The sequence below is a fragment of the Bradyrhizobium diazoefficiens genome (genome assembly GCF_016616885.1).
In the GTDB taxonomy this organism is placed as follows: Bacteria; Pseudomonadota; Alphaproteobacteria; order Rhizobiales; family Xanthobacteraceae; genus Bradyrhizobium; species Bradyrhizobium diazoefficiens_F.
This window is the reverse complement of the sequence record NZ_CP067102.1, coordinates 5,011,900-5,035,262: the sequence shown is the minus strand read 5'-3', so window position 1 is coordinate 5,035,262 and position 23,363 is coordinate 5,011,900. Positions and strand designations below refer to the sequence as shown.

Annotated in this window: 22 protein-coding genes; 12 read left to right on the top strand and 10 right to left on the bottom strand. The window is 64.3% G+C overall.

Translation table 11 applies throughout. The features are described from left to right. Positions 1–5 precede the first annotated feature (5 nt). From eda to JJC00_RS23680, 4 genes are all read left to right on the top strand, one after another. Positions 6–656 carry a bifunctional 4-hydroxy-2-oxoglutarate aldolase/2-dehydro-3-deoxy-phosphogluconate aldolase gene (gene eda / locus JJC00_RS23695; protein WP_200468327.1) on the top strand — a complete coding sequence of 217 codons (651 nt, stop codon included), beginning with the start codon at positions 6–8 and terminating at the stop codon, positions 654–656. 60 nt (positions 657–716) lie between these two features. Then, on the top strand, positions 717–1,886 hold the full coding sequence (locus tag JJC00_RS23690; protein WP_200468326.1) for an acetyl-CoA acetyltransferase: 1,170 nt from the start codon (positions 717–719) through the stop codon (positions 1,884–1,886). Positions 1,887–2,004: 118 nt separating this feature from the next. Next, positions 2,005–2,208, top strand: coding sequence for a hypothetical protein (locus JJC00_RS23685; protein ID WP_200468325.1), 204 nt, complete (start codon positions 2,005–2,007; stop codon positions 2,206–2,208). A 120-nt stretch (positions 2,209–2,328) separates the two neighbouring features. Beyond that, on the top strand, positions 2,329–3,528 hold the full coding sequence (locus JJC00_RS23680; RefSeq protein WP_200468324.1) for a CaiB/BaiF CoA transferase family protein: 1,200 nt from the start codon (positions 2,329–2,331) through the stop codon (positions 3,526–3,528). A 403-nt stretch (positions 3,529–3,931) separates the two neighbouring features. On the opposite strand, the gene JJC00_RS23675 is transcribed toward JJC00_RS23680, so the two are convergent. Further along, positions 3,932–4,102: a hypothetical protein gene (locus JJC00_RS23675; protein WP_200468323.1), complete on the bottom strand. Its 171-nt coding sequence runs from the start codon at positions 4,100–4,102 to the stop codon at positions 3,932–3,934. Between JJC00_RS23675 and JJC00_RS23670 the strand changes: the two genes are divergently transcribed. Both JJC00_RS23670 and JJC00_RS23665 read left to right on the top strand, forming a co-directional pair. Continuing rightward, the gene (locus tag JJC00_RS23670) at positions 4,101–4,628 is read left to right on the top strand and encodes a carboxymuconolactone decarboxylase family protein (RefSeq protein WP_200468322.1); all 528 of its coding nucleotides are present in this window, start codon (positions 4,101–4,103) and stop codon (positions 4,626–4,628) included. The two genes, JJC00_RS23675 and JJC00_RS23670, sit on opposite strands and share 2 nt — an antisense overlap. 26 nt (positions 4,629–4,654) lie before the next feature. Next, positions 4,655–4,957 (top strand): nucleoside triphosphate pyrophosphohydrolase family protein, encoded by a 303-nt coding sequence (locus JJC00_RS23665; protein WP_200468321.1) that lies wholly within the window; start codon positions 4,655–4,657, stop codon positions 4,955–4,957. 7 nt (positions 4,958–4,964) lie between these two features. On the opposite strand, the gene glsA is transcribed toward JJC00_RS23665, so the two are convergent. Beyond that, a complete protein-coding gene (gene glsA / locus JJC00_RS23660; RefSeq protein ID WP_200468320.1) occupies positions 4,965–6,812 on the bottom strand; it encodes a glutaminase A in 1,848 nt (615 codons plus the stop codon). 145 nt (positions 6,813–6,957) lie between these two features. Further along, positions 6,958–7,179 carry a biotin/lipoyl-containing protein gene (locus JJC00_RS23655; RefSeq protein WP_200468319.1) on the bottom strand — a complete coding sequence of 74 codons (222 nt, stop codon included), beginning with the start codon at positions 7,177–7,179 and terminating at the stop codon, positions 6,958–6,960. A 94-nt stretch (positions 7,180–7,273) separates the two neighbouring features. Here JJC00_RS23655 and JJC00_RS23650 point away from each other — a divergent pair, with 94 nt between their 5' ends. From JJC00_RS23650 to JJC00_RS23640, 3 genes are all read left to right on the top strand, one after another. Continuing rightward, positions 7,274–8,248: an IclR family transcriptional regulator gene (locus tag JJC00_RS23650; protein WP_200468318.1), complete on the top strand. Its 975-nt coding sequence runs from the start codon at positions 7,274–7,276 to the stop codon at positions 8,246–8,248. Beyond that, entirely contained in the window at positions 8,178–9,737 is a 1,560-nt protein-coding gene (locus JJC00_RS23645; RefSeq protein ID WP_200468317.1) for an acyl-CoA carboxylase subunit beta, read from the top strand. The genes JJC00_RS23650 and JJC00_RS23645 overlap by 71 nt, the downstream gene beginning before the upstream one ends. A gap of 379 nt (positions 9,738–10,116) precedes the next feature. Continuing rightward, positions 10,117–10,467, top strand: a complete 351-nt coding sequence (locus JJC00_RS23640) for a hypothetical protein (protein ID WP_349643513.1) — start codon at positions 10,117–10,119, stop codon at positions 10,465–10,467. Between the two features lie 26 nt (positions 10,468–10,493). Here JJC00_RS23640 and JJC00_RS23635 read toward each other — a convergent pair whose 3' ends face one another. From JJC00_RS23635 to JJC00_RS23615, 5 genes are all read right to left on the bottom strand, one after another. Beyond that, positions 10,494–11,969, bottom strand: coding sequence for an FAD-binding oxidoreductase (locus tag JJC00_RS23635; RefSeq protein ID WP_200468315.1), 1,476 nt, complete (start codon positions 11,967–11,969; stop codon positions 10,494–10,496). 373 nt (positions 11,970–12,342) lie between these two features. After that, positions 12,343–12,618, bottom strand: a complete 276-nt coding sequence (locus tag JJC00_RS23630) for a DUF3303 domain-containing protein (protein ID WP_018319867.1) — start codon at positions 12,616–12,618, stop codon at positions 12,343–12,345. A 271-nt stretch (positions 12,619–12,889) separates the two neighbouring features. After that, positions 12,890–13,570, bottom strand: coding sequence for a YybH family protein (locus JJC00_RS38250; protein WP_246773892.1), 681 nt, complete (start codon positions 13,568–13,570; stop codon positions 12,890–12,892). Between the two features lie 775 nt (positions 13,571–14,345). After that, a complete protein-coding gene (locus JJC00_RS23620) occupies positions 14,346–15,617 on the bottom strand; it encodes an IS110 family transposase (RefSeq protein ID WP_200473943.1) in 1,272 nt (423 codons plus the stop codon). 327 nt (positions 15,618–15,944) lie between these two features. Further along, positions 15,945–17,120, bottom strand: a complete 1,176-nt coding sequence (locus JJC00_RS23615; protein ID WP_200468314.1) for a patatin-like phospholipase family protein — start codon at positions 17,118–17,120, stop codon at positions 15,945–15,947. 227 nt (positions 17,121–17,347) lie between these two features. Here JJC00_RS23615 and JJC00_RS23610 point away from each other — a divergent pair, with 227 nt between their 5' ends. From JJC00_RS23610 to JJC00_RS23600, 3 genes are all read left to right on the top strand, one after another. Beyond that, positions 17,348–18,130: an acetoacetate decarboxylase gene (locus JJC00_RS23610; RefSeq protein WP_200468313.1), complete on the top strand. Its 783-nt coding sequence runs from the start codon at positions 17,348–17,350 to the stop codon at positions 18,128–18,130. Between the two features lie 114 nt (positions 18,131–18,244). Next, positions 18,245–19,264 carry a transporter gene (locus JJC00_RS23605; RefSeq protein ID WP_200468312.1) on the top strand — a complete coding sequence of 340 codons (1,020 nt, stop codon included), beginning with the start codon at positions 18,245–18,247 and terminating at the stop codon, positions 19,262–19,264. A 3-nt stretch (positions 19,265–19,267) separates the two neighbouring features. Next, complete coding sequence (locus JJC00_RS23600) at positions 19,268–20,653, top strand: carbohydrate porin (protein WP_200468311.1); 1,386 nt, start codon at positions 19,268–19,270, stop codon at positions 20,651–20,653. Here the strand turns inward: JJC00_RS23600 and JJC00_RS23595 are convergent. Further along, positions 20,650–21,945, bottom strand: coding sequence for an MFS transporter (locus JJC00_RS23595; protein WP_200468310.1), 1,296 nt, complete (start codon positions 21,943–21,945; stop codon positions 20,650–20,652). The genes JJC00_RS23600 and JJC00_RS23595 overlap by 4 nt on opposite strands. Before the next feature lie 112 nt (positions 21,946–22,057). Beyond that, on the bottom strand, positions 22,058–23,254 hold the full coding sequence (locus JJC00_RS23590; RefSeq protein WP_200468309.1) for an acetyl-CoA C-acyltransferase: 1,197 nt from the start codon (positions 23,252–23,254) through the stop codon (positions 22,058–22,060). Positions 23,255–23,363 lie beyond the last annotated feature (109 nt).

Here is a 23,363-nt window from a genome sequence, read left to right as displayed (position 1 = left end):
CCAAGATGACCACCACCGCCCAACAGAACCACCTCGTCGCGCTGTTCAAGGCCGCGACCGTCATTCCCGTCCTCACCATCGAGCGTATCCAGGATGCCGTGCCGCTGGCGCGTGCGCTGGTGGCCGGTGGCGTCCGCACGCTGGAGGTGACCCTGCGCACCCCTGTTGCGATCGAGGCGGCGCGGGCGATGATGGCTGAAGTCCCCGAGGCGGTCGTCGGCATCGGCACGATTCTCAATCCGGCAGACTTTACCCGTGTCGAGAAACTCGGCGTCGCGTTCGGCATCAGCCCGGGCCTGACCCCGGAACTGCTGAAGGCCGCCACCGATAGCTCCTTGCCGTTTGCGCCGGGCATTGCCACAGCGTCTGAGCTGATGATGGCGCTGTCCTACGGCTTCGACGTCGCGAAGTTCTTCCCGGCCGAGCAGGCCGGCGGCATCAAGGGGCTGCGCTCGCTGGGCGGGCCGTTTCCGAACGTGCGGTTCTGCCCGACCGGTGGGGTCGGCGAGGCCAATGCGGCGACCTGGCTGGCCGAGCCCAACGTGGTTGCGGTCGGCGGTTCCTGGCTGTGCCCGACGGCGGAGATCAGGGCCGGGAACTGGGCCGGCATAACTGCCATCTGCCAGCGCACCCTCCAGGCGCTGAAAGCCGCGTGAAGTCTTGCCATCGCTGGGCTAAGACTTAGGTCAGCAAGAGACCGCCAGGGAGAAAAGGCCATGACCGCCAGCATCGTCGGATGGGCGCATACGCCGTTCGGCAAGTTCGACACCGAAACCGTCGAAAGCCTCGTCACGCGCGTCGCCAACGAGGCGATGGCCGATGCCGGCATTTCGGCCTCCGACGTTGACGAGATCGTGCTCGGCCATTTCAACGCCGGCTTCTCGGCGCAGGATTTTACCGCCTCGCTGGTGCTCCAGGCCGACCCAAATCTGCGCTTCAAGCGGGCGACCCGCGTCGAGAACGCCTGCGCCACCGGCTCCGCCGCGGTCCACCAGGGCCTGCGCGCGATCGCCGCAGGTGCCGCCAAGATCGTGCTGGTGGTCGGCGTCGAGCAGATGACGCGCACCCCGGGACCGGAGATCGGCAAGAACCTTCTCAAGGCATCCTATCTGCCTGAGGACGGTGACACCGTCGGCGGTTTCGCCGGCGTGTTCGGCAAGATCGCCAGCTCCTACTTCCAGAAATACGGCGACCAGTCCGATGCGCTGGCGCTGATCGCGGCCAAGAACCACAAGAACGGCGTTGCCAATCCCTTCGCCCAGATGCGGAAGGATTTTGGCTTCGACTTCTGCCGCGCCGAGAGCGAGAAGAACCCGTATGTCGCGGGTCCCTTGAAGCGCACCGACTGCTCGCTGGTCTCCGACGGCGCGGCTGCGCTGGTGCTGGCCGATGCCGAGACCGCCAAGGGCATGGGCAAGTCGATCGGCTTCCGCGCCACCGCGCACGCGCAGGACTTCCTGCCGATGTCCAAGCGCGACATCCTCCAGTTCGAGGGCTGCACGGTCGCCTGGCAGCGCGCGCTGGAGCAGGCGGGCGTTGCGCTCACCGATCTCTCCTTCGTCGAGACCCATGACTGCTTCACCGTCGCCGAGCTGATCGAGTACGAAGCGATGGGCCTGACGCCGAAGGGGCAGGGCGCCCGCGCCATCAAGGAAGGCTGGACGCTCAAGGACGGCAAGCTGCCGGTCAACCCGTCCGGCGGGTTGAAGGCAAAGGGCCATCCGATCGGCGCCACCGGCGTCTCCATGCATGTGATGACCGCGATGCAGCTCGCAGGGCAAGCGCCCGAGGGCATGCAGCTCAAGAACCCAAAGCTCGGCGGCATCTTCAACATGGGCGGCGCTGCCGTCGCCAATTACGTCTCCGTCCTTGAGCCGCTGAAGTAGGTCTCGTAGGGTGGGCAAAGGCGCTATGCGCCGTGCCCACCATCTTTCCTTGCGCCAGATCATGGTGGGCCCGCTTCGCTTGGCCCACCCTACGTCTCCTGATTGCTAGGACGACATCATGAGCAGCGACTACGACTATCTCTCGACTGACCAACTCAACGATCGTATCGCGATCCTCGAGGACAATATCCGCCAGCTGATCGAGCAGGCTGCCGCCGCCTCGGGCGAGCAGAATGAGTCGCGGATCGCTGACCGCATTAGCCAGCAGAACGACGAGCTCGACCGTCTCATCAAGATCCGCGAATCCCGCGAGAAGAAATAGCGGTCGCATTGCCGCGCATGCGGCCATACGCCGGCCGCCCTTGCGCGCGCGGCGTCACTGCCGTTAGCTGGACCGAAATCGCGAGGCGCATCTTGAGCCCGCGCAATCGGGAGCGAACGAATGGGGCCGCTGAAGGGCATCAAGGTCGTCGACATGACCACCGTGCTGATGGGACCCTATGCGACCCAGATGCTCGGCGACTACGGGGCCGACGTGATCAAGGTGGAGCCGCTCGATGGCGACGTCACCCGCCTGATCGGCCCGATGCGGCACGCCGGCATGGGGCCGGTGTTCCTCAACACCAACCGCAGCAAGCGCTCGATCTGCCTTGACCTGAAGAAGCCCGCAGGCCGCGAGGCCGTGCTGCGGCTCGTGAAGGATGCCGACGTCCTCGTCTACAACGTCCGTCCGCAAGCGATGGCGCGGCTTCAGCTCGGCTATGATGTCGTCTCGGCGATCAATCCGCGCCTCGTCTATGCCGGCGTATTCGGCTTCGGCCAGGACGGGCCCTATGCCGCAAAACCCGCCTATGACGATCTGATCCAGGGCGCCACCGCGCTGCCGGCGCTGATGGCGCAGACTGGCGACGGCGTGCCGCGCTACGTGCCGAATGCGCTGGTCGACCGCATCGTCGGCCTCACCGCCGTCGGCGCGATCTGCGCCAGCCTCGTGCATCGCGACCGCACCGGACGCGGCCAGCGCGTCGATATCCCGATGTTCGAGACCATGGCCGGCTTCGTCATGGGCGATCACATGGGCGGGCTCACCTACGAGCCGCCGCTCGACAAGGGCGGCTATGCCCGCCATCTCGCGCGCGACCGCAGGCCGTACAAGACCTCGGACGGCTATCTCAGCGTCATCGTCTACAACGACAAGCAGTGGGAGAACTTCTTCAAGGCGACGGGGCGCGACGATCTGCGCGCCGATCCCAAATTCGCGACGTTTGCCGGCCGCGCCGCCGATATCGACGTTGTCTATGCCGAGCTCGCGCGCATCTTCGAGACGCGCACCACGGCCGAGTGGATCGAGCTGCTGACCAAGGCCGACGTGCCTGTCATGCCGATGCACGATCTCGCCTCGGTCCTGCACGACGAGCACCTGGAGGCGACCGGCTTCTTCCCGGTCGTCAATCATCCGACCGAAGGCCCGATCCGCAGCATGAAGGTCACGGCGACCTGGTCGGAGACCGAGGCCGAGCCGGTGCGGCTGGCGCCGCGGCTCAACGAGCACGGCGCGGAGATTTTGCGCGAGATCGGCTACTCCGCTGATGAGATCGCCGCCATGGTCCGCGATGGCGCCACGCGCTCGGCGCCGGGGTAGGGAGGCAGCATGAGCTTCATCACCGGTGTCGGCCTCACGTCCTACGGCCGGCAGGCTGGTCCCGTTCTTTGCGAAGAAGAAGACGTAGCGGGATTCCGTCATTCGGGGGCGGTCCGGGGACCGAGCCTGGAACGGGTATTCTGGGCCTGGCTTGTGCGAGAGCCACCCCGGAATGACGAAAACTCTGGAACTCTACCTCAACGCCCGTAGAACAGGATGCTGGCGATGACGAGCATCGCCATCACCGCCAGCATATGCGCGAGCGCTTCCGAGGCCGCCCCCTTGGTGGCTTCCTTCATGCCGTTTTCTCCCTAGACTTGGGCGTGACTCATCGTTGCGCGGTGAGCGCAAAGACGGCCAACTATTTTACTCGGAACACCCCACTTCGAGTATTCGCCGCGATTTAAGTCCCCACGCGGCGAATATCGACCGTGCCAGGGTCGATCAGCAATGCGGCGGCATTTTGACTCGATAATGTTGCTCCTGCGGTCGAGCGCGAATAGAGTTTTTGGGAACTTATTCCGGCAACGACAACAAGCATCAAAAGCTTCAGGAAAAACTCAAGGAAAATCATGGCCCGCATCGGCTACAGCGATCCCTCCAAGGCGTCCGACCGCACCCGCGAAATCCTCGACAAGAACCGCAATGCCAACATCTTCCGCATGATGTCGCATTCGCCGAGCTATTTTGAGCAGTACTGCCGCCTCGGCGGCGCCATCCGCCACAAGGGCGAGCTCGATCCGATCGTGCGCGAGCTCGCGATCACGCGCACCGGCATTTTGTGCGAGGCGCCGTACGAAATCGTCGCGCACAAGCGCATCGGCAAGAACGTCGGCGTCACCGACGCGCAGAACGAGGCGCTGGAAAACTGGCAGGCCGCGAGCTGTTTCGACGAGACGCAGCGCGCCGCGCTTGCCTTCACCGACGAGATCGTCAAGCTGAAGAAGCCGACGGATGCAACCTTCAAGGCGATTGCCGCAAAACTGACGCCGGCGGCACTGGTCGAGCTGCAGCTCTCGGTCGGTTTCTACATCATGACGTCAAAGTTCCTGGAGACATTTGAGATCGATCTCCAGCCCGTCACCGAAGTGGTAGGCTGATCCAAGGCTTGCAGCGAGGAATGGTCATGACGATCGATGAATATGCGGCCTGGGCCGCAACCATTGCGAAAGTCGATGAGCACCCTTCGAACGAGCGCCTGTCCTATCTTGGGCTCGGCCTCGCCGGTGAATCCGGCGAGGTCGCCGACCATATCAAGAAGCTGTTGCGCGACGACTGGCTCGACAAGGCGGGTCTCGTCGACGAGCTCGGCGATGTCATCTACTACTGGGCCTGCCTGTGCGCCGCGACTGGCCAGCAACCATCCGAACTGCTCAAGGCCAGCGCCGCCAAGATCAGGCGACGGCTCAGCGAGGCGGCGAGCCGCTAGGCGCCGCTCACGTCGACGTCAGGATGTCGACCTTGGTGTTGGCGACGATCAGGCGATCGGCCAGGAGCTGCGCCAGGTTGCGCATGATGCGCTCGGAGGCACGCGGGTGCTGCCGGCGAAAACGCTCAAAATCCTTCAGCGGGACTTCGTACGCGGTCGCCGCCATGTCCGCGAACACGTCGGCGGAGCGGGCAGTCTCGATCAGCGCCATCTCGCCAAAGGCCATGCCGGCGGTGAGCGTCGCCAGCCTGACGCCGTCGGGCAGGGTGACGTGCACCGCGCCGCTGCGCAGGAAGAACAGGGCGTCGGCGGGATCGCCTGTCGTGAGGATCTTTGCTCCGGACTGATAAGTCCGGATCGTGCAGATCGAGGCGAGGTCCGTCAGCTCTTCGGCGCCGAGGCCGTCGAGCAGCGGTTGTTCGGACAATTCGGTGGTCTCGTGAAAATCGATCGAGCCGCCATAGCGGTAGACGATCTGGTCTTCGGCCCATTCGATCGCGGTGTCGAGCAGATAGAAGTCGCGGACATTCTTCAGCTCGGCGGTCCACTCCCGCAGCGTGTTCCATTCCTTGGAGGCGCGGCGGACGCCGGATATCACCACGGTGACGTTCAGTGCGGCGAGCTCCTCGAAGGCTTCGGCCACGAGGCGCGCGCCGGCGCGGGTGGTGGCGGTGACGCGGTGCAGATCGAAGATCACGAATTGCGGCCGCGGCCGTTCGGCCAGACGGCGCGAGACGTAGTCGACCGCCGAGAGCGACAGCGTCCCGACCAGCTCGATGACCCGCACCTCCTGCTCGTGGGCTACGAGAATGTCGCGCTCCTGCTGGCGGCGGACGCGGCGTGACGGGCTCTTGCCGATGTCGTAGTCGGCGATCACGGCGTTGCGGGCGTCGTCGCTGCGGTTGAGCATGTGCAGGTCGTAATGCGAGGACAGCGCCTCGCAGACCTTGATGCCGCGCACGCTGTTGCCGTGCTTGTCGAGCCTTGGCGAATAGCTGCCGAGACCGAGACGGGCGGGGAGCGCCGCCAGAATGCCGCCGCCGACGCCGCTCTTGGCGGGAATGCCGATCCGGTAGATCCACTCGCCGGCATAGTCGTACATGCCCGAGGACGTCATCACCGACAGCGTGCGCGAGATCGCATACGGCGTCAGCACCTGCTCGCCCGTGACCGGGTTGACGCCGCGATTGGCGAGCGTCGCCGCCATCACCGCGATGTCGCGCGCGGTCACCAGCACCGCGCATTGCCGAAAATAAACGTCGAGCACGCCGGCGACGTTGTCCGAGATCACCGCATTGGTCTTCAGCAGATAGCCGATCGCGCGGTTGCGGTCGCCGGTCTGGCTTTCCGACGTGTACACGGCCTCGTCCACGGCGAGATCGCGCCCGGCAAACCGGCTGAGCGCGAGCCGGATCTGCTCGAAAGCGTCAGTGCCCTTGCTGGCATGGATCAGCCCGGTGCAGGCGATTGCGCCGGCATTGACCATCGGGTTGAACGGATGGTTTTCGGAGTTGAGCCGGATCGAGTTGAAGGGATCGCCCGAGGGCTCGACACCGATCGCGCTCTCGACCTTGCCTGCACCCAGAAGATCCAGCGCCAGGGCGAACACGAACGGCTTCGACATCGACTGGATGGTGAAGGGCACCCGGCTGTCGCCGACCTCGTAGACATGGCCGTCGAGGGTGGCGAGGCTGATGCCGAAACAGGCTGGGTCGGCCTTGCTCAGCTCGGGAATGTAGTCGGCGACCGCGCCTGAAGTCTCCGCGGAGAATTCATTGAGGCACGTGTCGAGAAACCGCAGCAGCGGCGGCTTCGAGCGGGTCCAGGCGGAGGCGGGCGGCGGTTGCGCTATCATCGGCTCCCTTGTGCAACGCAATCAGGGCACGCGCAACCCGCCAGCGCCATGGTCCGCCGTAACGCCCGAACGCAAGACGCCGCGCAGAAGCGCAATATCATCTGTTTCAGATTGTCGCGGATGAGAGGCCGCAGGCGGCGCGTGCTCAGCTCGCGACGATCGCGATTGTCTGACCTTCGGCAACGAGGTCGTCGATCTTCACGAGCAGTGATGTGAGCGTTCCTGATGCAGGCGCCGGCACCGGTATCTCCATCTTCATGGCTTCGACGACCACAACGTCATCGCCATCGCCGACGGTTCCTCCAACTTGCACGGGAGTTGCGCAGATGCGACCGGCAACCTCCGTGACGATCTTAATTTCTGGCATGCCACCGCCTTTTTGTTGTGGTGGCAAAATGCCTGAGGTAGCGTCGTCTGCAAGCGGAATTTAATTCCGCAGAGCGGAACAGACGGTAGGGATCATGGGACGACGTTCGGAGCGGTTGAGTAGGCAAGGTGCACTCGCTGGCGATGCCGGTGAGGGTGATGTCATCCAGGTGGTGTCGCGCGCGTTCGACGTGTTGCGATGCTTCGAGGGCCACGATAGCAGGCTCGGCAATCTCGAGATTTCAAATCGCTGCGGCTTGCCCCGCTCGACAGTGTCGCGGCTTACGCACACGCTGACGCGCATGGGCCAGCTGGTCTATCTGCCGCGCGATCAGAAATATCGGATCGGACCGAGCGCGGTGGCGATGAGCGCCTCGATGATGAAGGGCGCGCAGCTGCGCAGCATGATCCGCCAGCGGTTGCAGGAAGTCGCCGAGCAATTGCCCGGCACCGTCGGCTTCGTCGTGCCCGATCGCTTCCATCTCGTCTATCTCCAGTTCGCGCGTTCTGCCTCTGCGCTTGGTCTGCACGAAGGCACCGGCAGCCGCATCTCGATGGCCTCCACGGCTGCGGGCGCGGCCTACACCGCGGCCTTGTCGCCGGAAGTCGGCGATGCCTACATCGCGGAAATGGAGCGCGAAGCGCCGGAGGCTGCAAAAATCCTGCGGCCCCGCATCGAGGCCAACCGGCAGTCGCTGCGCGAGCGCGGCTATGTCACGGCCTGCGGCCTGTGGAGTCCGCACATCAACGGGCTCGCGGTGCCGATCTGGTCGCCGCAGTATCAGACCTTCGTGGTCGTCACGATCGGCCTTCTCTCGGCGATGTATGACGAGCAGCGTCTGCATGCCGAAGTCGCGCCGCTGATGGTGGCGCTCGGCCGTTCGCTCGGCAGCCTGATGGAGGGCGCGGAAGGCGACGTCTTCGCCAACCGCATCTCGCGCAAACCGGTCGCAATGGCCGTGCATAACAATAACAAGCCGATCAATTCGGAGGGAGTGAATGAACTGGAAGCCGGAACTCGACGAGCTCGCCCGGCGCGAAGCCTTCGCGCGGGAGATGGGCGGCGTTGACAAGGTCAAGCGACAGCATGACCAGGGCCGGCTGACTGTTCGGGAACGCATCGACAAACTGATCGACAAGGGCAGCTTCCACGAGATCGGTGCCGTCTCCGGCATCGGTGAGTATGATCCCACGGGCGAGCTGAAAACCGTGACGCCAGCGAACTGCGTGTTCGGCCGCGCACGCGTCGACGGCCGCACCGTGGTCGTGGTCGGCGACGATTTCACCGTGCGCGGCGGTTCGGCGGATGCGTCGATCTCGGCAAAGCCCTTGATGGCGGAGGAGATGGCGCACGACTTCCGTCTGCCCATCGTCCGTATCATCGAGGGCTCCGGCGGCGGCGGCTCGGTCAAGACCATCGAGACCAAGGGCGCGGCCAATCTGCCGGGCGGCATCGGCGGCACCCGCTGGTATCGCTTCACGACGGAGAATCTCTCGCGCGTGCCGGTGGTCGCTCTCGGCCTCGGCTCGGTTGCGGGCCTGGGCGCGGCGCGTCTGGCCGCCAGCCACTATTCCATCATGACCCGGACGTCCGCGATGTTCGTCGCAGGCCCGCCGGTGGTGAAGGCGCTGGGGCAGAATCTCTCGAAGGAGGAGCTCGGCGGCGCCGACATCCAGACCAAGGCCGGCGCGGTCGATCATGCCGTCGACACCGAGGAGGAGGCGTTTGCCTGCGCGCGCCGTTTCCTGTCCTATCTGCCGTCATCGGTCTACGAGCTGCCGCCGACCTTGCCCTGCACCGACAATCCGGAGCGGAGCGAAGAGGCGCTGATGAATGCGGTACCGCGCGACCGCAAGCAGGTCTACAAGATGCGGCCGATCATCGACCAGGTCGTCGACAAGGGCTCGTTCTTCGAGGTCGCCTCGAATTTCGGCAAGCCGATCATCGTTGGCCTGGCGCGGCTCGAGGGCAGGGCGGTGATGCTGCTCGCCAGCGACAGCTTCCACTATGGCGGCTCCTGGACGGCGGATGCCTGCCAGAAGGTGGTGCGCTGGGTCGACTTCGCCGAGACCTTCCATCTGCCGATCGTCTATCTCATGGATTGCCCCGGCTTCATGATCGGCCTCGATGCCGAGAAGGCGGCGACCATCCGCCATGGCGTGCGCGCCATGGCCGCGGTCAACCAGACCACCGTGCCCTGGTGCACCGTGATCCTGCGCAACGCCTTCGGCGTCGCCGGCGTCGTGCATCAGCCGGCCGACCGTTTCTCGATCCGCTACGCCTGGCCGTCGGCCTATTGGGGCTCGCTGCCGCTCGAAGGCGGCATCGAGGCCGCCTACCGCGCCGACATCGACGCGGCCGAGGACAAGGCGGCCAAGCTCAACGAGATCCAGGAACGCCTCAACAAGCTGCGCTCGCCGTTCCGCTCGGCCGAGAAATTCTGGGTCGAGGAGATCATCGACCCGCGCAAGACGCGCTCGCTGCTCTGCGAATTCGCGCGGCTCGCCGAGCCGCTGCGAAAGGCAGGACCGCCGGAGAACATGACGATCCGGCCGTAGCGCCGAGCTGTCGTTGCGACGAGCCCGCCAATGACGGTTGTTGCGCGATGTGCGTCCTGTCCACTCGCCGGAGAGTTAATCCAGATTAGGTACACCCAAATCCAGCCATTTTCCGCCGCGTTTCTGGCCCATTTCGGCCAAACCGATATTGGTAGCTCGCGACCGGGGCAGGCCCTCCAACCGGAGTCCTGCAATGATCAAGGTAGTTATTTCTGCGTGTTTCTTCGTTGCCGTTAGTTCAGTTGCCTCGGAAGCGCGGCCCTCTCGCAATTTTCAAGCGTCTGAGTGCAACGTCACCATGCCCTGCGACTTCTCGTATGCGCAGCCGCGCCGCGAGCGGACGCGCAGGCCGTCATTGCAAGCCTATCGCGCAACGCAAATGACGGTGACGGACGCGGGTAACACCGCCACGACCATCAGCGTCTCCGGTGATCGCGTCATTGGCGGCCGCCCGGCCGGTTGTCCCTCGTCCTTCTGCGGCTGTGGGGCGGCGTTGCGCGTGTTCGGCCATATCGTGCCGGAGTTGAATCTCGCGTCTAACTGGCTGCGTTTTCCGCGGACGTCGCCGGCGCCGGGAATGGTTGCGGCGCGCCACGGGCATGTCTTCGTTCTGGAGCAGCCCCTCGGCGGCGACATGTGGATGGCCTATGACGCCAATTCGGGCGGCCATGCCACGCGCATGCACGCGCGTTCGTTGCGGGGCTACACCATCGTCAACCCGCGCGGCTGAGACAGCGGCGAGGTGCTCGGGCTCCATCACACCCGCAGCACCTTGCCCGGATTCATGATGTTCTGCGGGTCGAGCGCGCGCTTGATGGTACGCATGATGTCGAGCTCAGTCTTCGAGCGGTAGTGGCTGAGCTCGTCGAGCTTTTCGATGCCGATGCCGTGCTCGGCCGAGATCGAGCCGCCCATGGACGTGATGAGATCGTTCACGGCGCGGGTGATGGCGGCGGTGTATTGGTTCAGCGTCTGCTGATCCATGTCCTTCGGCCCCATGAACGAAAAATGCAGATTGCCGTCGCCGATATGGCCCAGCGGATAGGGGCGAATGGACGGGAGAATGTCGAGAGTGGCCTTGAGCCCCTTATCGATGAACTCTGGAATTCTGGAGATCGCCACCGACACATCGTAACTGAGCCCCGGCCCCTCGGCCCGTGATGCCTCGGCCATGGCTTCCCGGATGCGCCACATGTTGCGCGATTGGCTGACGGTCTGCGCGATCACCGCGTCGAGCACGCGACCGGCCTCGAGCTGGTCGGCGAGAAACTGCTCCATCTTCTCGGACATGCCATCGGCCCCGTCCTGCCGTGGACGCGAGGACGACCATTCCAGCAGCAGGTACCACGGCGTATCCGCCTTGAGCGGATCCTGGACGCCGGGAATGTGGCGCATCACGAGGTCGACGGCCGCGCGGCTCAGCAGCTCGCAGGACCCGACATGGTCCTCGGATGCCGCATGCGCTTCGGACAGGATCTCCAGCGCCGCGCGCGGATCGCGAACCGCCAGCCACGCGGTGCAGACGTCCTTCGGCGCCGGCCATAGCTTGAGGACGGCCTTGGTGATGATGCCGAGCGTCCCCTCGGCGCCCATGAAGAGGTGCTTGACGTCGTAGCCGGTGTTGTCCTTCTTGAGCGCACGCAATCCGTTCCAGATGTCGCCGTTGGGCAGGACGACCTCGAGCCCGAGCACGAGATTGCGCGCGTTGCCATAGCGCAGCACCTGCACGCCGCCGGCGTTGGTCGAGAGATTGCCGCCGATCATGCAGGAGCCCTGGGCGCCAAGGCTGAGCGGCAGGAACCTGTCGTGTTCAGCCGCGATCTCCTGAAGCGTCTGCAAGACGCAGCCGGCCTCGACCGTCATCGCATAGCCGACGGGATCGACGTCCAGCACGCGGTTCATGCGGCCGAGCGACAGCACGATGCCGGTGTGCGCAGGCCAGGGCGTGGCGCCGCCCATCAGCCCGGTGTTGCCGCCCTGTGGCACGATCGCGACGCCGTGCTCATGGCAAAGCCGGACCACTTTCGAGACTTCCTCGGTACTGCCAGGACGCACCACGGCGCCGGCACCGCCAACCAGCAGCCCCCGCCAGTCCGTGACGAACGGCTGCTTGTCGTGCGCGTCCTCGATAAATCCCTTCTCGCCGACGATCGCGCGCAACGCGTCGCGGAGCTGGGCGGTCAAAGGCGCGGTCGGAATGGCGGGTACGGGCGACGGGAAGGCAGTCGGCATTTTGTTTCCCCTGGCGCATCTTGATGTGCACTGCGCGCGCGAAGCGCTTGGGGGCGCATTGTCCACGTTTGCGCCGCGAAGTCTAACGACAATATCGGCAACACCGGGACAATTTCGGCAACATCTCTACATCTTCGCCAACATCTTGCGGCTGTCCCGGCCTAGGAGGTGACAGGACTTTATGGATCAGGATTGGCAGAGAGCGATTGAACTCCTTGGCGGCCCGTCTCGGCGCGGGCGTGGCCTGCTTGGTGCTCGCAAGCAGCTAGCGGCGACGTCATCACTGGTGAGGACGTCATCAATGGTAAGCATGTCACTACCGCCGGTTTCGGCGGCGGCAGTGACGTGTGTATCGATGACGAACGCTTGATGGTCAACGTTTGGGGAGTGACGCCATCACCTCGCCCGCGTCTCCGTCCTCGAGGCAAGGCGTGACGGTCAATGGGAGCAGGTCAGACCATTGCGCGAGCCAACGATACATGGCTTTTGGATCACTCGATTCAGAGATCGCAAATCCCTGTCCATTCATGCCATGCCAACGACCCAGCATCTTGACGCCCTCGGGTGGCGCGCCACCGGTCTCCAGAAAGCGGGCGACGGCTGCATTGAAGGTGCCTTGGGGTACGCTCCAGGTGGTTATGAATTTCATGCGATTCTCCCATCACTAGAATTGTCGGATGAATGTCGCGGCCGCGCCGCATGCGCACGATAGCGCCGGCGTCGCAAATAACAACGGTGAATGAACAGGTGCGGTTTGATCCAACGCGCCGTCATCGGGCGCGGCCGCGATCTTTCCGGCGCACGGCAAGCGCCATCGAACATTCACAGCAGGTCATGGAAGCTTTGGCACCCAAAGCTCCGACGTCACATGCGGTTGCCCTGCCTTCCGGCGCAGAGCGGACCTGCAAACCGTAAGACGGCTATTTGCCGTCGTTCCAGATGTCGGTGGCGAGCTTCCAGTCGTCTCCGACTTTCTCCCACACAACGACATATTTACCAGTCACTTCCTGCGGCGGCGATCCCTTGGTCGTCAGGACGAACGTGCCGATCTCGCGTGCCGCGGAAGAGCCAAGCGGTTTGACATCCACCGTTGTGAGCTTCGGATCGGTCACTTGTTCGGCCATACTCTTCCACATTGCCTCGATGGCTGCTCGGCCCTGCACCATCGCGGAGCCGGGCGGGAATGCGATCGCATCGGCGCTGTAGAGGGATGCAATCCCGGAAAAATCGCCCTTGTTGAACAGTTCGATCCATTTCGCATTGTTCGCGTCAATCTCGGCCTTTTGGGCCAAAGCCGGCGCGCTCAGCGAGATCACGATTGTCATCACCGTTGCTATGTTGCGCATGATCATCTCCAGATCCGATGTACGATGCGGAGGCAGGGCAGTCGTCTGTCTCGAAGTGGGCGTTGAATGACGCATCCCAGACCGGGTCAGTCGCAACGGCAATTCCGGGGAATTACCGTCAGCACCATTGACGAAGCTGCGCAGTGGAGATCGCAAGCGGTCGCGGCCGGCGCAATGCGCAAAGGCTGCAGTAAATTTGACGCCCGACGACATCGCCGGTGCCCCGGTAGCGGAGATGTCATCGGGCAAAAACACCCTGTCAATCCCATCGTGCAAAAATATTCCTATTTACCGAATTTCGGATATAGCGTAGGTTGTGCTTATCCCGCCCGCCACAAAGGGGCGTTTCGCGATCGTCACGAGGCGCGGGCAGGGAGGCGGTGGCCGCGACTGCGTCGGCGCGCATTTCAAGCTGCAGGGCGGAACTCCTTCAATGGTGCTCCGTGAGCAGGGCGAGCGCGGCACGACACGGCGCTGACAGCGTCTTCGTTCGGCTTCGGTGGCGAGCGCACGCCAGTCATCGGAGCGAGGAGCGGGGATGTGCGCGGACGGCAAAATCGTGTGGTCCTGACGCCCGGGGTCTGTGCGTCAAGTCTTGTGGTGATGTGTGTGGTCCAACCGGATCCGCACATCAGTGATCCGCAAGGCGACGGGGGCAATAGTGCATCGCTCCCCGGGGAGAGCGCGACATAAGCCGTAAAACCATTCGCGCAGGGAAGGCCGGGCGTTCCGGCGTCACCTGTCGTCCACCCCGTGCGCGTCTTTTTTGCACACGGGACTGCGGGTGCAGCCGGCGCCCGGCCTTCCCTGCGCCCTTGCTTCAAGAGGGTGCGAAGACGAGAGCAAAGCTCGGGCAGTATGAGCCGCGAGAATGCGGAAGTGTGTCTGCGGGCTAAAGCGCGAATTGATCGAACGTGACGATGCGTCAAACACCGTCATTGCGAGCGCAAGCGAAGCAATCCAGGCTGCCACCGCGGAAGGACTCTGGATTGCTTCGCTGCGCTAGGAAGAAACGGCTGATGGTTTAGCGTCAGGCGGCCTCCGCGATGGGCTGGAGTTGGACGGTGAAGCCCAGCTTTTTGAGGCGCGCGACGAGGCGGCTTGCTTGGACCTCCGTGGGCCGGCGGTCGAAGTAAGCAGCGCCGAGGTCGCGGTGCTCCGTGCCGTCTTTGAGGATGTGGTAGATTGCGGTGAGGATCGAGGCAGCGACGGCGCAGATAGCCTTTTGCGGCCCGCGCTTGGCCTGCAAGCGGAAGAACTGCGCCCGGTAGTAGCTGTTCTTTGTGCGCTTGGCAGCCCAGGCACATTGAATGAGCATCGTCTTGAGCCACGGCGCGCCCTTGCGCAGGCGCGAGGACTTGCGCTTGCCGGCGCTCTCGTTCTGTCCGGGACACAGTCCGGTCCAGGCGACGAGATGGCCAGCGGTCTGGAAGCGGCTCATGTCGGCGCCGATCTCGGACAGAATGGCCGGCGCCGCCACCGCGCTGACCCCGGGAATGGTGGTCAACAATCCGATCAAGTGGCGAAAGGGGATCTTGCCACCGTTGACCTCCGCTTCCATGCACTCGATCCGCTGAGCGATTTCGACATCAAGCTTGCGAATCGTCTCATCCAGGCCATCCCGCTGCTGCAGATGAAGCGCGAGCAGAAAGCGGTGGTGATCCGTCAGCCGCCCGTGCAACGCGTCGTAGAGCTCCTTCGGCGAGGCCTTGATCTGCTTGCCGGCTAGCTCGGCCAGCTTGTTGGGCTGCCGCACGCCCTCAATCATCGCCTGGATGATCCGCCGGCCGCTCGCGCCCATGATGTCGGAGATCACTGAGCCAAGCTTGATGTTGGCTTCTGCCAGCGTCTTCTCGATCCGCTGCACGTGCCGCGTCTGCTCGCGAACCAGCTGCTTGCGCGTCCGCGTCAGCGCGCGCAACTCCTGAACCTCCTCCTCCGGAATGAAGCTGCCCTTGATCAGCCCGCAGGCCAACAGATCGGCGATCCACATCGCATCGTTCATGTCGGTCTTGCGTCCCGGCACATTCTTGATGTGCGCGGCATTGGCGACGATCAGTTCAAAGGCGCCTTCGCCCAGGATTCGGAACACTGGCATCCAGTAGACGCCCGTCGCCTCCATCGCCACATGCGTGCACCGGCTTTCTTCCAGCCACCTTCGCAGCTCCCCAAGCTGTTCAGTCGCGGCTGCAAAGGTCCGGCACTCCCGCTGCGCCTTGCCGTCGACCATGATCCGCACACAGGCCACGACCGTGTCCTTGTGCACATCCAGGCCAGCCACCCGCTCGTACAGAATATCCATGCTGCTCTCCTCAACAGTTCGCGCCGGCGGCATAGGCGCCTGTCAGAAAAGAATGCTAGGAAGCGTGCTCCAGGGCCATGTTGCCCCTCCGCGCCAGTGTGGGTCATCCAGGCAACCCGGGTCCAACTCGCAACCGGGCTCTCACGCACCAGAGAGTAATCGACCTCTTTGCCGACGGCGCCCCAATCTACCGCCTCTCTCCACCCCCGAAAAGTTTCATCCAGCGCGCGTCAGCCCCTCAATGCTGGTCCCAACTCGCAATGACGACCTGGAGGTAGCCGCGTGCTACTTGCGATTGCTTCGCTCGCAATGACGAGCAGGATAGAACTACGCGCTCTCCGTCTCCCGGTGCACGTCGTGCACCACGAGCCCCATGCCTTCCTCCGGCATCTTGATCCAGTCGCGACGCTTCAGCGTTCGCTTGGTGTCCTCGTAGCCAGAGGTCCAGTGCTCGCGCATCGAGGTGCCTGAGAACTCGTGGTCCTTGGCGTCGCCCTCATAGGCCTTCTGCTGGTAGATCAGATGCAGGATCGCGATCTCCGGCATGTTGCGCAGGCTAGCCTTGAGGCTACGATCCTCCTCGGACAATTGCTCGTCCGGGATCTTTGCAAGCGCCTTGTAGAGCAGCACCTTGAGATTATGGGTGCGGCGATAGACGTCGGTGTTGTGGCGGGTGCGCGAGGAATACATGATGTCCTTGTGGCGGGCCATCACGTCCTGGATCGATCGCGGCAGCACGCCACGCGCGCTGAACAGGTCGACCTGGAACACCAGCGAATTGAGCGCGTCCTCCTGGTCCAGCAGATGCTGCAGCGGCGTGTTGGAGACGATGCCGCCGTCCCAGAAATGATCGGTGCCGATCCGCACCATCGGCAGTGCCGGGGGCAGGGCGCCGGAGGCCATGATGTGCTCCGGTTCGATCTCGTCATGGGCGTTGTCGAAATAGATGAAGTTGCCTGAGAGCACGTTGACCGCGCCGACCGCGAAGCGGATCTTCTTCTCGTTGATGAGGTCGAAATCAACGAGCTCGAGCAGGGTCGCCTTAAGTGCAGCCGTGTCGTAATAGCTCGTCGCGGTCCGGGCGCCGACCGGGCTGAGCCAGGGATTGACCTGATGCGGGGTGAAGAAGCCCGGCTGGCCCATCGCGGACGTCATCCAGGAGCTGTAGAGGTTGCGCCATTGGCGGAAGATGTCGCCATCCGGCGTGTAGTGCCAGATCTTGCGGTTGGTAATGCGCTCCCAGAAGATGCGCAAGGCCTCGAGCCGCTTCTCCGGCTTGTTGCCGGCAATGATGGAGGAGTTGATCGCGCCGATCGAGACGCCGGTGACCCAGTCGGGCTCGATGCCGGCCTCGTGCAGCGCCTGGTAGACGCCGGCCTGGTAGGCGCCGAGCGCGCCGCCGCCCTGCAAGACCAGCGCGACACGGTCGCACCGCTCAGGGCGCCAGCCCCGCGCAGGAGGCTGATGGGTCTGATGGGTCGGTTGCGACGTGCGGGCGTCCATGGTGATGCCTCCTGCCTTTCCCGGACGATTGCGTCCGGCGGTGACGGCGTGATGACAAATTCGGCGCCGATGCATCCTCTGCATGCAGGCGAACCGTAGCGAGAATGGCGGAAGGTCGTGCGGCTGACGGAAATCCTTCACATCGCAGTCAACGAGGACGGCTAGCGATTTGCATCGGGCGAGATGTGGCCGCGCCGACATCACAGACATCACACAGGAGATCCGCGATGCGCAGGGAAGACGTGCTGAGGCTTCCGTCCATGCCGGCCGCCGGGCCGAGCTATCCGGCCGGACCGTACCGCTTCGTCAACCGCGAATTCCTTGTCATCACCTACGAGACCGATCCGGACTTGATCCGCGCCGGCCTGCCTGAGCCGCTGGAGCCGATCGAGCAACCGATCGTGCATTATGAATGGATCAAGATGCCGGACTCGTCCGGCTTCGGCAGCTACACCGAATCCGGTCTCGTGATCCCGGCGCGGCTGCACGGCGAGGAGGTCAACTTCGTCTCGCAGATGTATCTGGACGATGATCCGCCGATCGCGGCCGGCCGCGAGATCTGGGGCTTTCCCAAGAAATACGCCCATCCAAAACTCGAGATCGTCAAGGACACGCTGACGGGCACGCTGGAATATGCCGGCCAGCTCGTTGCCATGGGGACGATGGGCTACAAGCACGAGAGCATGGCCGGCAACGGCGATCGCACCCGCGCCACGCTGTCGAAGACGCAAGTCAATCTGAAGATGATCCCGGGCGTCGACGGCCATCTCGAGGTCTGCCAGCTGGTCGCGATCAACCTGATCGACATCGTGCCGAAGGGCTCCTGGATGGGTCCCGGCCGGCTGCATCTGGTGCCGCATGTCAACGCCCCGGTTGCGGATTTCCCGGTCCGCCGCTGCATCGGCGCCCATCACTACATCGCCGACCTGACGCTGCCGTTCGGCCGTGTCGTCCACGACTACGTCAAGGAAGCGGAGGCCGCGGCCGCGACGGGGCTGGCCGCGGAGTAGGGCGGCGCGCCATCATCAAACTGTAACACAGGCGTAATTGACTGCAGGTGAAGGACCCGGAGGAGGCCAGTAATGGCCCCCCGGGGCGTGGGCTGCAATGATGTGGGGGTCAGCATGGCTGAGCCGGCAAAGCTTGCCAGCGTGATGTCGGATGTTGCGCCGGCCATTCCCGGCCTGGTCTGGGCGTTCCGTCTGCACAGCGACGGCAGCGCCGAGGCATTGCCGATCGATCAGCCGATCGAGCTCAGCCATGATGGCCGGCTCTGGCTGCATTTCAATTTGACAGATGGTCGCGTGCGGCCGTGGATCGCGGCCTCGACGTTGCCGCCATTGGCGCGCGATCTGTTGCTGTCGAACGACACGTTCCAGCAGCTTCACGTGATCGATCACTGCGTCTACGGCGTGTTCTCCGATCTCGTTCGCGATATCGACAGCGCGACCGAGGAGACTGCGTTCCTGCGCTTCGCCATGACCGAGCATCTGCTGGTCTCCGGCCGCCACCAGGCGCTGTGCTCGGCGGATGCGACGCGCCGGGTGCTCGAAGGCGGCTATCGCGTCGACAACGTCGCCCATCTCCTCGAAAAGATCGTCGACGAAGTCGCCGACACCCTCGATCGGATGGCCGACAAGCTCGGCCAGGAGGTCGACGGCATCGAGGAGCGAATTCTGGCCGATGATGTGAAGCCGGAGATGCGCCGCGACCTTGGCCGGCTGCGGCGGACCTGCGTGCGGTTGCATCGCCAGCTCACCGGCCTGCGCGTGCTGTTTCATCGGCTCGACCAGAAGAACACCGATCATCTGTCGCCGGCCTTGCGCATTCATGCCGGCAAGCTCGCCCAGCGGCTCGATGGTCTCGATCACGACATCGTGGAGCTCCGCGAGCGCAGCCGGCTGCTTGAGGAGGAGCTGCGCTTCAAGAACGAGGAGGAGAGCAACCGCCACCTCCACACGCTCTCGATCGTGACGACGCTGCTGCTGCCGCCGACGCTGATCACCGGCATCTTCGGCATGAACACCAAGGGCCTGCCGCTCACCGACGTCGACGAGGGCTTCCTCTGGGCGGCGGCGCTGATGGTGTGCTCGATCGGCCTTGCCTATCTGTTCATGCGGCGCACCGGCATCTTCAAGAAGTAGCGCATGCGAGTGTTGCGATGTTCGCTCGCGATCACGGCGGTATTGTGCGCGAGCACCAGCGCGTTCGCCGGCGCCAAGGATGAGAGCGCGGCCGACTGGCTGTTTCCAAAATGGTTCAACGAATGGCATGACGGGCTTGCCAACAAGGGGCTGAATTTCGGCGCGACCTATATCGCCGACAAAATCGGCAATGTATCGGGCGGGGTCGGGCGCGGCGCCATCCATTTCGGCCGGCTCGATCTCTCGGTCGACGCCGATCTCGACAAGCTCGTCGGCTGGACCGGCGGCCGGTTCTACGCCAACGGCTTGATCATCTACGGCCACGGGCTGTCGCGCAATTACATCCACAACCTCGCTACCATCAGCGAGATCGAGGCGCTGCCCGACCAGCGGCTTTACAACGCCTATCTCGAGCAGAGCTTCTTCAACGACCGGCTGAACATCCGCGCCGGCCAGCAAGCGGCCGACGTCGAGTTCTTCGACAGCCAGACCGACGACCTCTTCATCAACGGCACCTTCGGCTGGCCTGCCATCAAGGCCACCAATTTGCCGGCCGGGGGACCGGCGCCGCCGATTGCGGTGCCCGGCATTCGCGTCAAGGCCCAGGTCGCCGACAACGTCACCGTGTTCGGTGCGGTGTTCAACGGCAGCGCGGCCGCACCCGGCGAGGGCGATCCGCAGACGCGCGACAATCATGGTCTGGCGTTTCGCGTCAACGATCCGGCCTGGGTCATCGGGCAGATCCATGTCGATTATCATGTCGACATCGGCGGAAGCGCGCTTGCCGGCAACTACACGCCTGGTGGCTGGTATCATTTCGGCGACTTCGACAGCCAGCGCTTCACCGTGGAAGGTTTTTCGCTCGCGGATCCCACCGGATCGGGCATCCCGGCGAAGCTCAATGGCAATTACGGAATCTACGCCGTCGTCGAGCAGGCCCTGTGGCGGCCGCCGGGGACCGAAACCGAAAAGACCGTGTCGGCCTCGATCCCCGGCGTCACCGCATTCGGCCGCATCGCCTACAGCCCGCCGGATCGCAATTTGATCGACCTCTATCTCGATGGCGGTGTCGGCTTCGTCGGGTTTACGCCGGGCCGACCGCTCGATCGCTTCGGGATCGGCTTGGCCTATATGCGGATTTCGGGGGCCGCCCGAAGCCTCGATGTCGACACCCAGTACTTCAGCGGCATCCAGAGCCCGGTGCGCAGCAGCGAGGCCCTGATCGAGATGATCTACGAGGCGCACATCAAGCCGGGCTGGCTGATCGCGCCTTATTTCCAATATGTGTTCAGGCCGTCGGGCGGCATCCCGAACCCGAACGATCCGACCGGCGTGTCGCGGATTGGTGACGCCGCGATATTCGGCGTCACCACCACGATCAGGTACTAGGCCATCGCGGGTTTCGTTTGCGGCTTCGGTTGCCGCGACAGCGCCAGCACCATCAGCGAGGCGAACACGCAGAGCGCGCCGGCGATGAAGAAGGCGGGCAAGTAGCTTTGCAGCAACGTCCGCGACAGGCCTGCGCCGAATGCCGCGGTGCCGGCGCCGAGCTGATGGCCGGCGAATATCCAGCCGAACACCAGATTGGCGCGTTCGGGCCCGAATTTTTGCGCGGTCAGCCGCACCGTCGGCGGCACGGTCGCGATCCAGTCGAGGCCGTAGAACATTGCGAAGATCGACAGGCCGTAGAACGAGAAATCGCTGAAGGGCAGGAAGATCAGCGAGAGCCCGCGCAGGCCGTAATACCAGAACAGCAGGAAGCGATTGTCGTAACGGTCCGACAGCCAGCCCGACATGATGGTCCCGAAGAAGTCGAAGATGCCCATTGCCGCGAGCAAGCTTGCGGCCTGCACCTGCGGGATGCCGAAATCGAGGCACATCGGGATCAGGTGCACCTGCACGAGCCCGTTGGTCGAGGCGCCGCAGACGAAGAAGGTTGCAAACAGGATCCAGAATGCACTCGACTTCGAGGCGTCGCGCAGCGTGCCGAGCGCCGCGGCCGTGATCGAGCCGTGGCTCACGGGCGGGCCGGGCACGGGCGAGGTGCCTTCGTCGCCGAACGGACGCAGGCCGAGGTCGCTTGGGCGGTCGCGCATGATGAGCAAGACCGCCGCCGCAGAAACGCCGAGCATGATGCAGACGAAGCCAAGCGCGAGCCGCCAGCCGTAACGTTCGGTCAGGCTTGCCAGCAGCGGCAGGAATACGAGCTGGCCGGTGGCGACGCTCGCGGTCAGGATGCCGACGACGAGGCCGCGCCGCGCCGCGAACCAGCGCGTTGCGATGGTGGCGCCGAGCACCAGCGCGGTCATGCCGGTGCCGATGCCGATCACCACACCCCACAACGCGACGAGTTGCCAGACCTGCGTCATGCCGAGCGAGGCCACCAGTGCGGAGACGACGATGAGCTGCGCCGTCAGCGTGACGTTGCGCAGGCCGTAGCGGTTGAGGAGGGCGGCGGCAAACGGCGCCATCAGCCCGAACAGGATGAAGCGGATCGAGAGCGCGGAGGAGATCTCGGCCGTGCTCCAGCCGAATTCCTTCTGGAGCGGAACGATGAACACGCCGGGCGCGCCGACCGTGCCGGCGCTGATCAGCGCGGCGAAGAAGGTCACGCCGACCATCACCCAGCCGTAGTGGATATTGCGACGGCCGAGCGCGGCCGAAAGCCAGTTCGAGATCATTGCCCCTCAATCCAGGTTGGCGGGTTTTGGGCGACCCGCATCATTGTTGCAGTCTGGCACAAGACCCGAAAGTCTAAAATGCCAGCCTTCCCTCAATTTCAGCCAATCTGCGCTAGCGCGCGAGACGCTCTACCGCGATCGCCGTGGCCTCGCCGCCGCCGATGCAGAGCGCCGCGACGCCGCGCTTGAGGTTGTTGGCCTCGAGCGCATGCAGCAGCGTCACGATCAGCCGCGCGCCGGTGGCGCCGATGGGATGGCCGAGCGCGCAGGCGCCGCCATTGATGTTGAGCTTGTCGCGGGGAATGCCGAGATCGCGCTGCGCCGCCATCGCGACGACCGCAAACGCCTCGTTGATCTCAAAGAGATCGACATCGCCTGCGCTCCAGCCGACCTTGTCGAGCAGCTTGCGGATCGCCGGGATCGGCGCCGTGGTGAACCATTGCGGCTCCTGACTATGCGTGGCGTGGCCCTTGATCTCGGCGATTGCGGGCAGGCCGTTGCGATCGGCGAGCGAGCGCTTGGTCAGCACCAGCGCGGCGGCGCCATCGGCATTGGCGGAGGAGGCCGCCGGCGTGATGGTGCCATTGGCGCGGAACGCCGGCTTCAATCCGGGAATCTTCGCCGGGTCGACCTTCAGTGGATGCTCGTCATTGGCGATCACGCGCGGCCCGGCCTTCTCGGTCAGCGTGATCGGCGCGATCTCCGCCTTGAACGCGCCGCTCTCGACCGCCTTGCGGGCGCGACCGAGCGTCTCCATCGCGTAGGCGTCCTGGTCCGTGCGGGTGAACTGATAGGCCTCCGCGGTCGCCTCGCCGAAATCGCCCATCGAGCGGCCGGTCTCGTAGGCATCCTCGAGGCCGTCCATCATCATGTGGTCGATGACGCGGTCATGGCCGGCACGATAACCGGCGCGCGCCTTCGCGAGCAGATAGGGCGCGTTGCTCATGCTCTCCATGCCGCCGGAGACGACGATCTCGGCCGAGCCGGCGCGGATGATGTCGTGCGCCAGCATGGTCGCCTTCATGCCGGAGCCGCAGACCTTGTTGACGGTGGTCGCGCCGGTGGCGTCAGGCAGGCCTGCGCTACGCGCCGCCTGGCGGGCCGGCGCCTGGCCCTGGCCGGCCGGCAGCACGCAGCCCATGACCACCTCGTCGACCTTCTCGGGCGCAAGCTTCGCGCGTTCCAGCGCCGCATTGATCACATGCGATCCGAGCTTATGTGCCGCGAGCGGTGACAATTCGCCCATGAAGCGGCCGAGCGGCGTTCGGGCGGCGGAGACGATGACGACGGGATCGGCGGCTTCGGCCATGACAAGACTCCCTGGCGATGAGGTGTAAGATTATGATGATCATATGATGCGGCGCAAAAAATGCAACCGCGCCCGCCATGAGAAAATGTCGTGATTCGGATGAGAATTG

Excerpts from the sequence above, each read along its gene's own strand:
- JJC00_RS23635 (WP_200468315.1), bottom strand. The coding sequence starts at position 11,969 with ATGCCGACTGCCTTCCCGTCGCCCGTACCCGCCATTCCGACCGCGCCT.
- glsA (WP_200468320.1), bottom strand. The coding sequence starts at position 6,812 with ATGATAGCGCAACCGCCGCCCGCCTCCGCCTGGACCCGCTCGAAGCCG.
- JJC00_RS23670 (WP_200468322.1), top strand. The coding sequence starts at position 4,101 with ATGGCCCGCATCGGCTACAGCGATCCCTCCAAGGCGTCCGACCGCACC.
- JJC00_RS23640 (WP_349643513.1), top strand. The coding sequence starts at position 10,117 with ATGACGGTGACGGACGCGGGTAACACCGCCACGACCATCAGCGTCTCC.
- JJC00_RS23685 (WP_200468325.1), top strand. The coding sequence starts at position 2,005 with ATGAGCAGCGACTACGACTATCTCTCGACTGACCAACTCAACGATCGT.
- JJC00_RS23690 (WP_200468326.1), top strand. The coding sequence starts at position 717 with ATGACCGCCAGCATCGTCGGATGGGCGCATACGCCGTTCGGCAAGTTC.
- JJC00_RS23650 (WP_200468318.1), top strand. The coding sequence starts at position 7,274 with ATGGGACGACGTTCGGAGCGGTTGAGTAGGCAAGGTGCACTCGCTGGC.
- JJC00_RS23655 (WP_200468319.1), bottom strand. The coding sequence starts at position 7,179 with ATGCCAGAAATTAAGATCGTCACGGAGGTTGCCGGTCGCATCTGCGCA.
- JJC00_RS23630 (WP_018319867.1), bottom strand. The coding sequence starts at position 12,618 with ATGAAATTCATAACCACCTGGAGCGTACCCCAAGGCACCTTCAATGCA.
- JJC00_RS23610 (WP_200468313.1), top strand. The coding sequence starts at position 17,348 with ATGCGCAGGGAAGACGTGCTGAGGCTTCCGTCCATGCCGGCCGCCGGG.
- eda (WP_200468327.1), top strand. The coding sequence starts at position 6 with ATGACCACCACCGCCCAACAGAACCACCTCGTCGCGCTGTTCAAGGCC.
- JJC00_RS23595 (WP_200468310.1), bottom strand. The coding sequence starts at position 21,945 with ATGATCTCGAACTGGCTTTCGGCCGCGCTCGGCCGTCGCAATATCCAC.
- JJC00_RS23645 (WP_200468317.1), top strand. The coding sequence starts at position 8,178 with ATGAACTGGAAGCCGGAACTCGACGAGCTCGCCCGGCGCGAAGCCTTC.
- JJC00_RS23615 (WP_200468314.1), bottom strand. The coding sequence starts at position 17,120 with ATGGACGCCCGCACGTCGCAACCGACCCATCAGACCCATCAGCCTCCT.
- JJC00_RS23680 (WP_200468324.1), top strand. The coding sequence starts at position 2,329 with ATGGGGCCGCTGAAGGGCATCAAGGTCGTCGACATGACCACCGTGCTG.
- JJC00_RS23600 (WP_200468311.1), top strand. The coding sequence starts at position 19,268 with ATGCGAGTGTTGCGATGTTCGCTCGCGATCACGGCGGTATTGTGCGCG.
- JJC00_RS23665 (WP_200468321.1), top strand. The coding sequence starts at position 4,655 with ATGACGATCGATGAATATGCGGCCTGGGCCGCAACCATTGCGAAAGTC.
- JJC00_RS23620 (WP_200473943.1), bottom strand. The coding sequence starts at position 15,617 with ATGGATATTCTGTACGAGCGGGTGGCTGGCCTGGATGTGCACAAGGAC.
- JJC00_RS23590 (WP_200468309.1), bottom strand. The coding sequence starts at position 23,254 with ATGGCCGAAGCCGCCGATCCCGTCGTCATCGTCTCCGCCGCCCGAACG.
- JJC00_RS23675 (WP_200468323.1), bottom strand. The coding sequence starts at position 4,102 with ATGATTTTCCTTGAGTTTTTCCTGAAGCTTTTGATGCTTGTTGTCGTT.
- JJC00_RS23605 (WP_200468312.1), top strand. The coding sequence starts at position 18,245 with ATGGCTGAGCCGGCAAAGCTTGCCAGCGTGATGTCGGATGTTGCGCCG.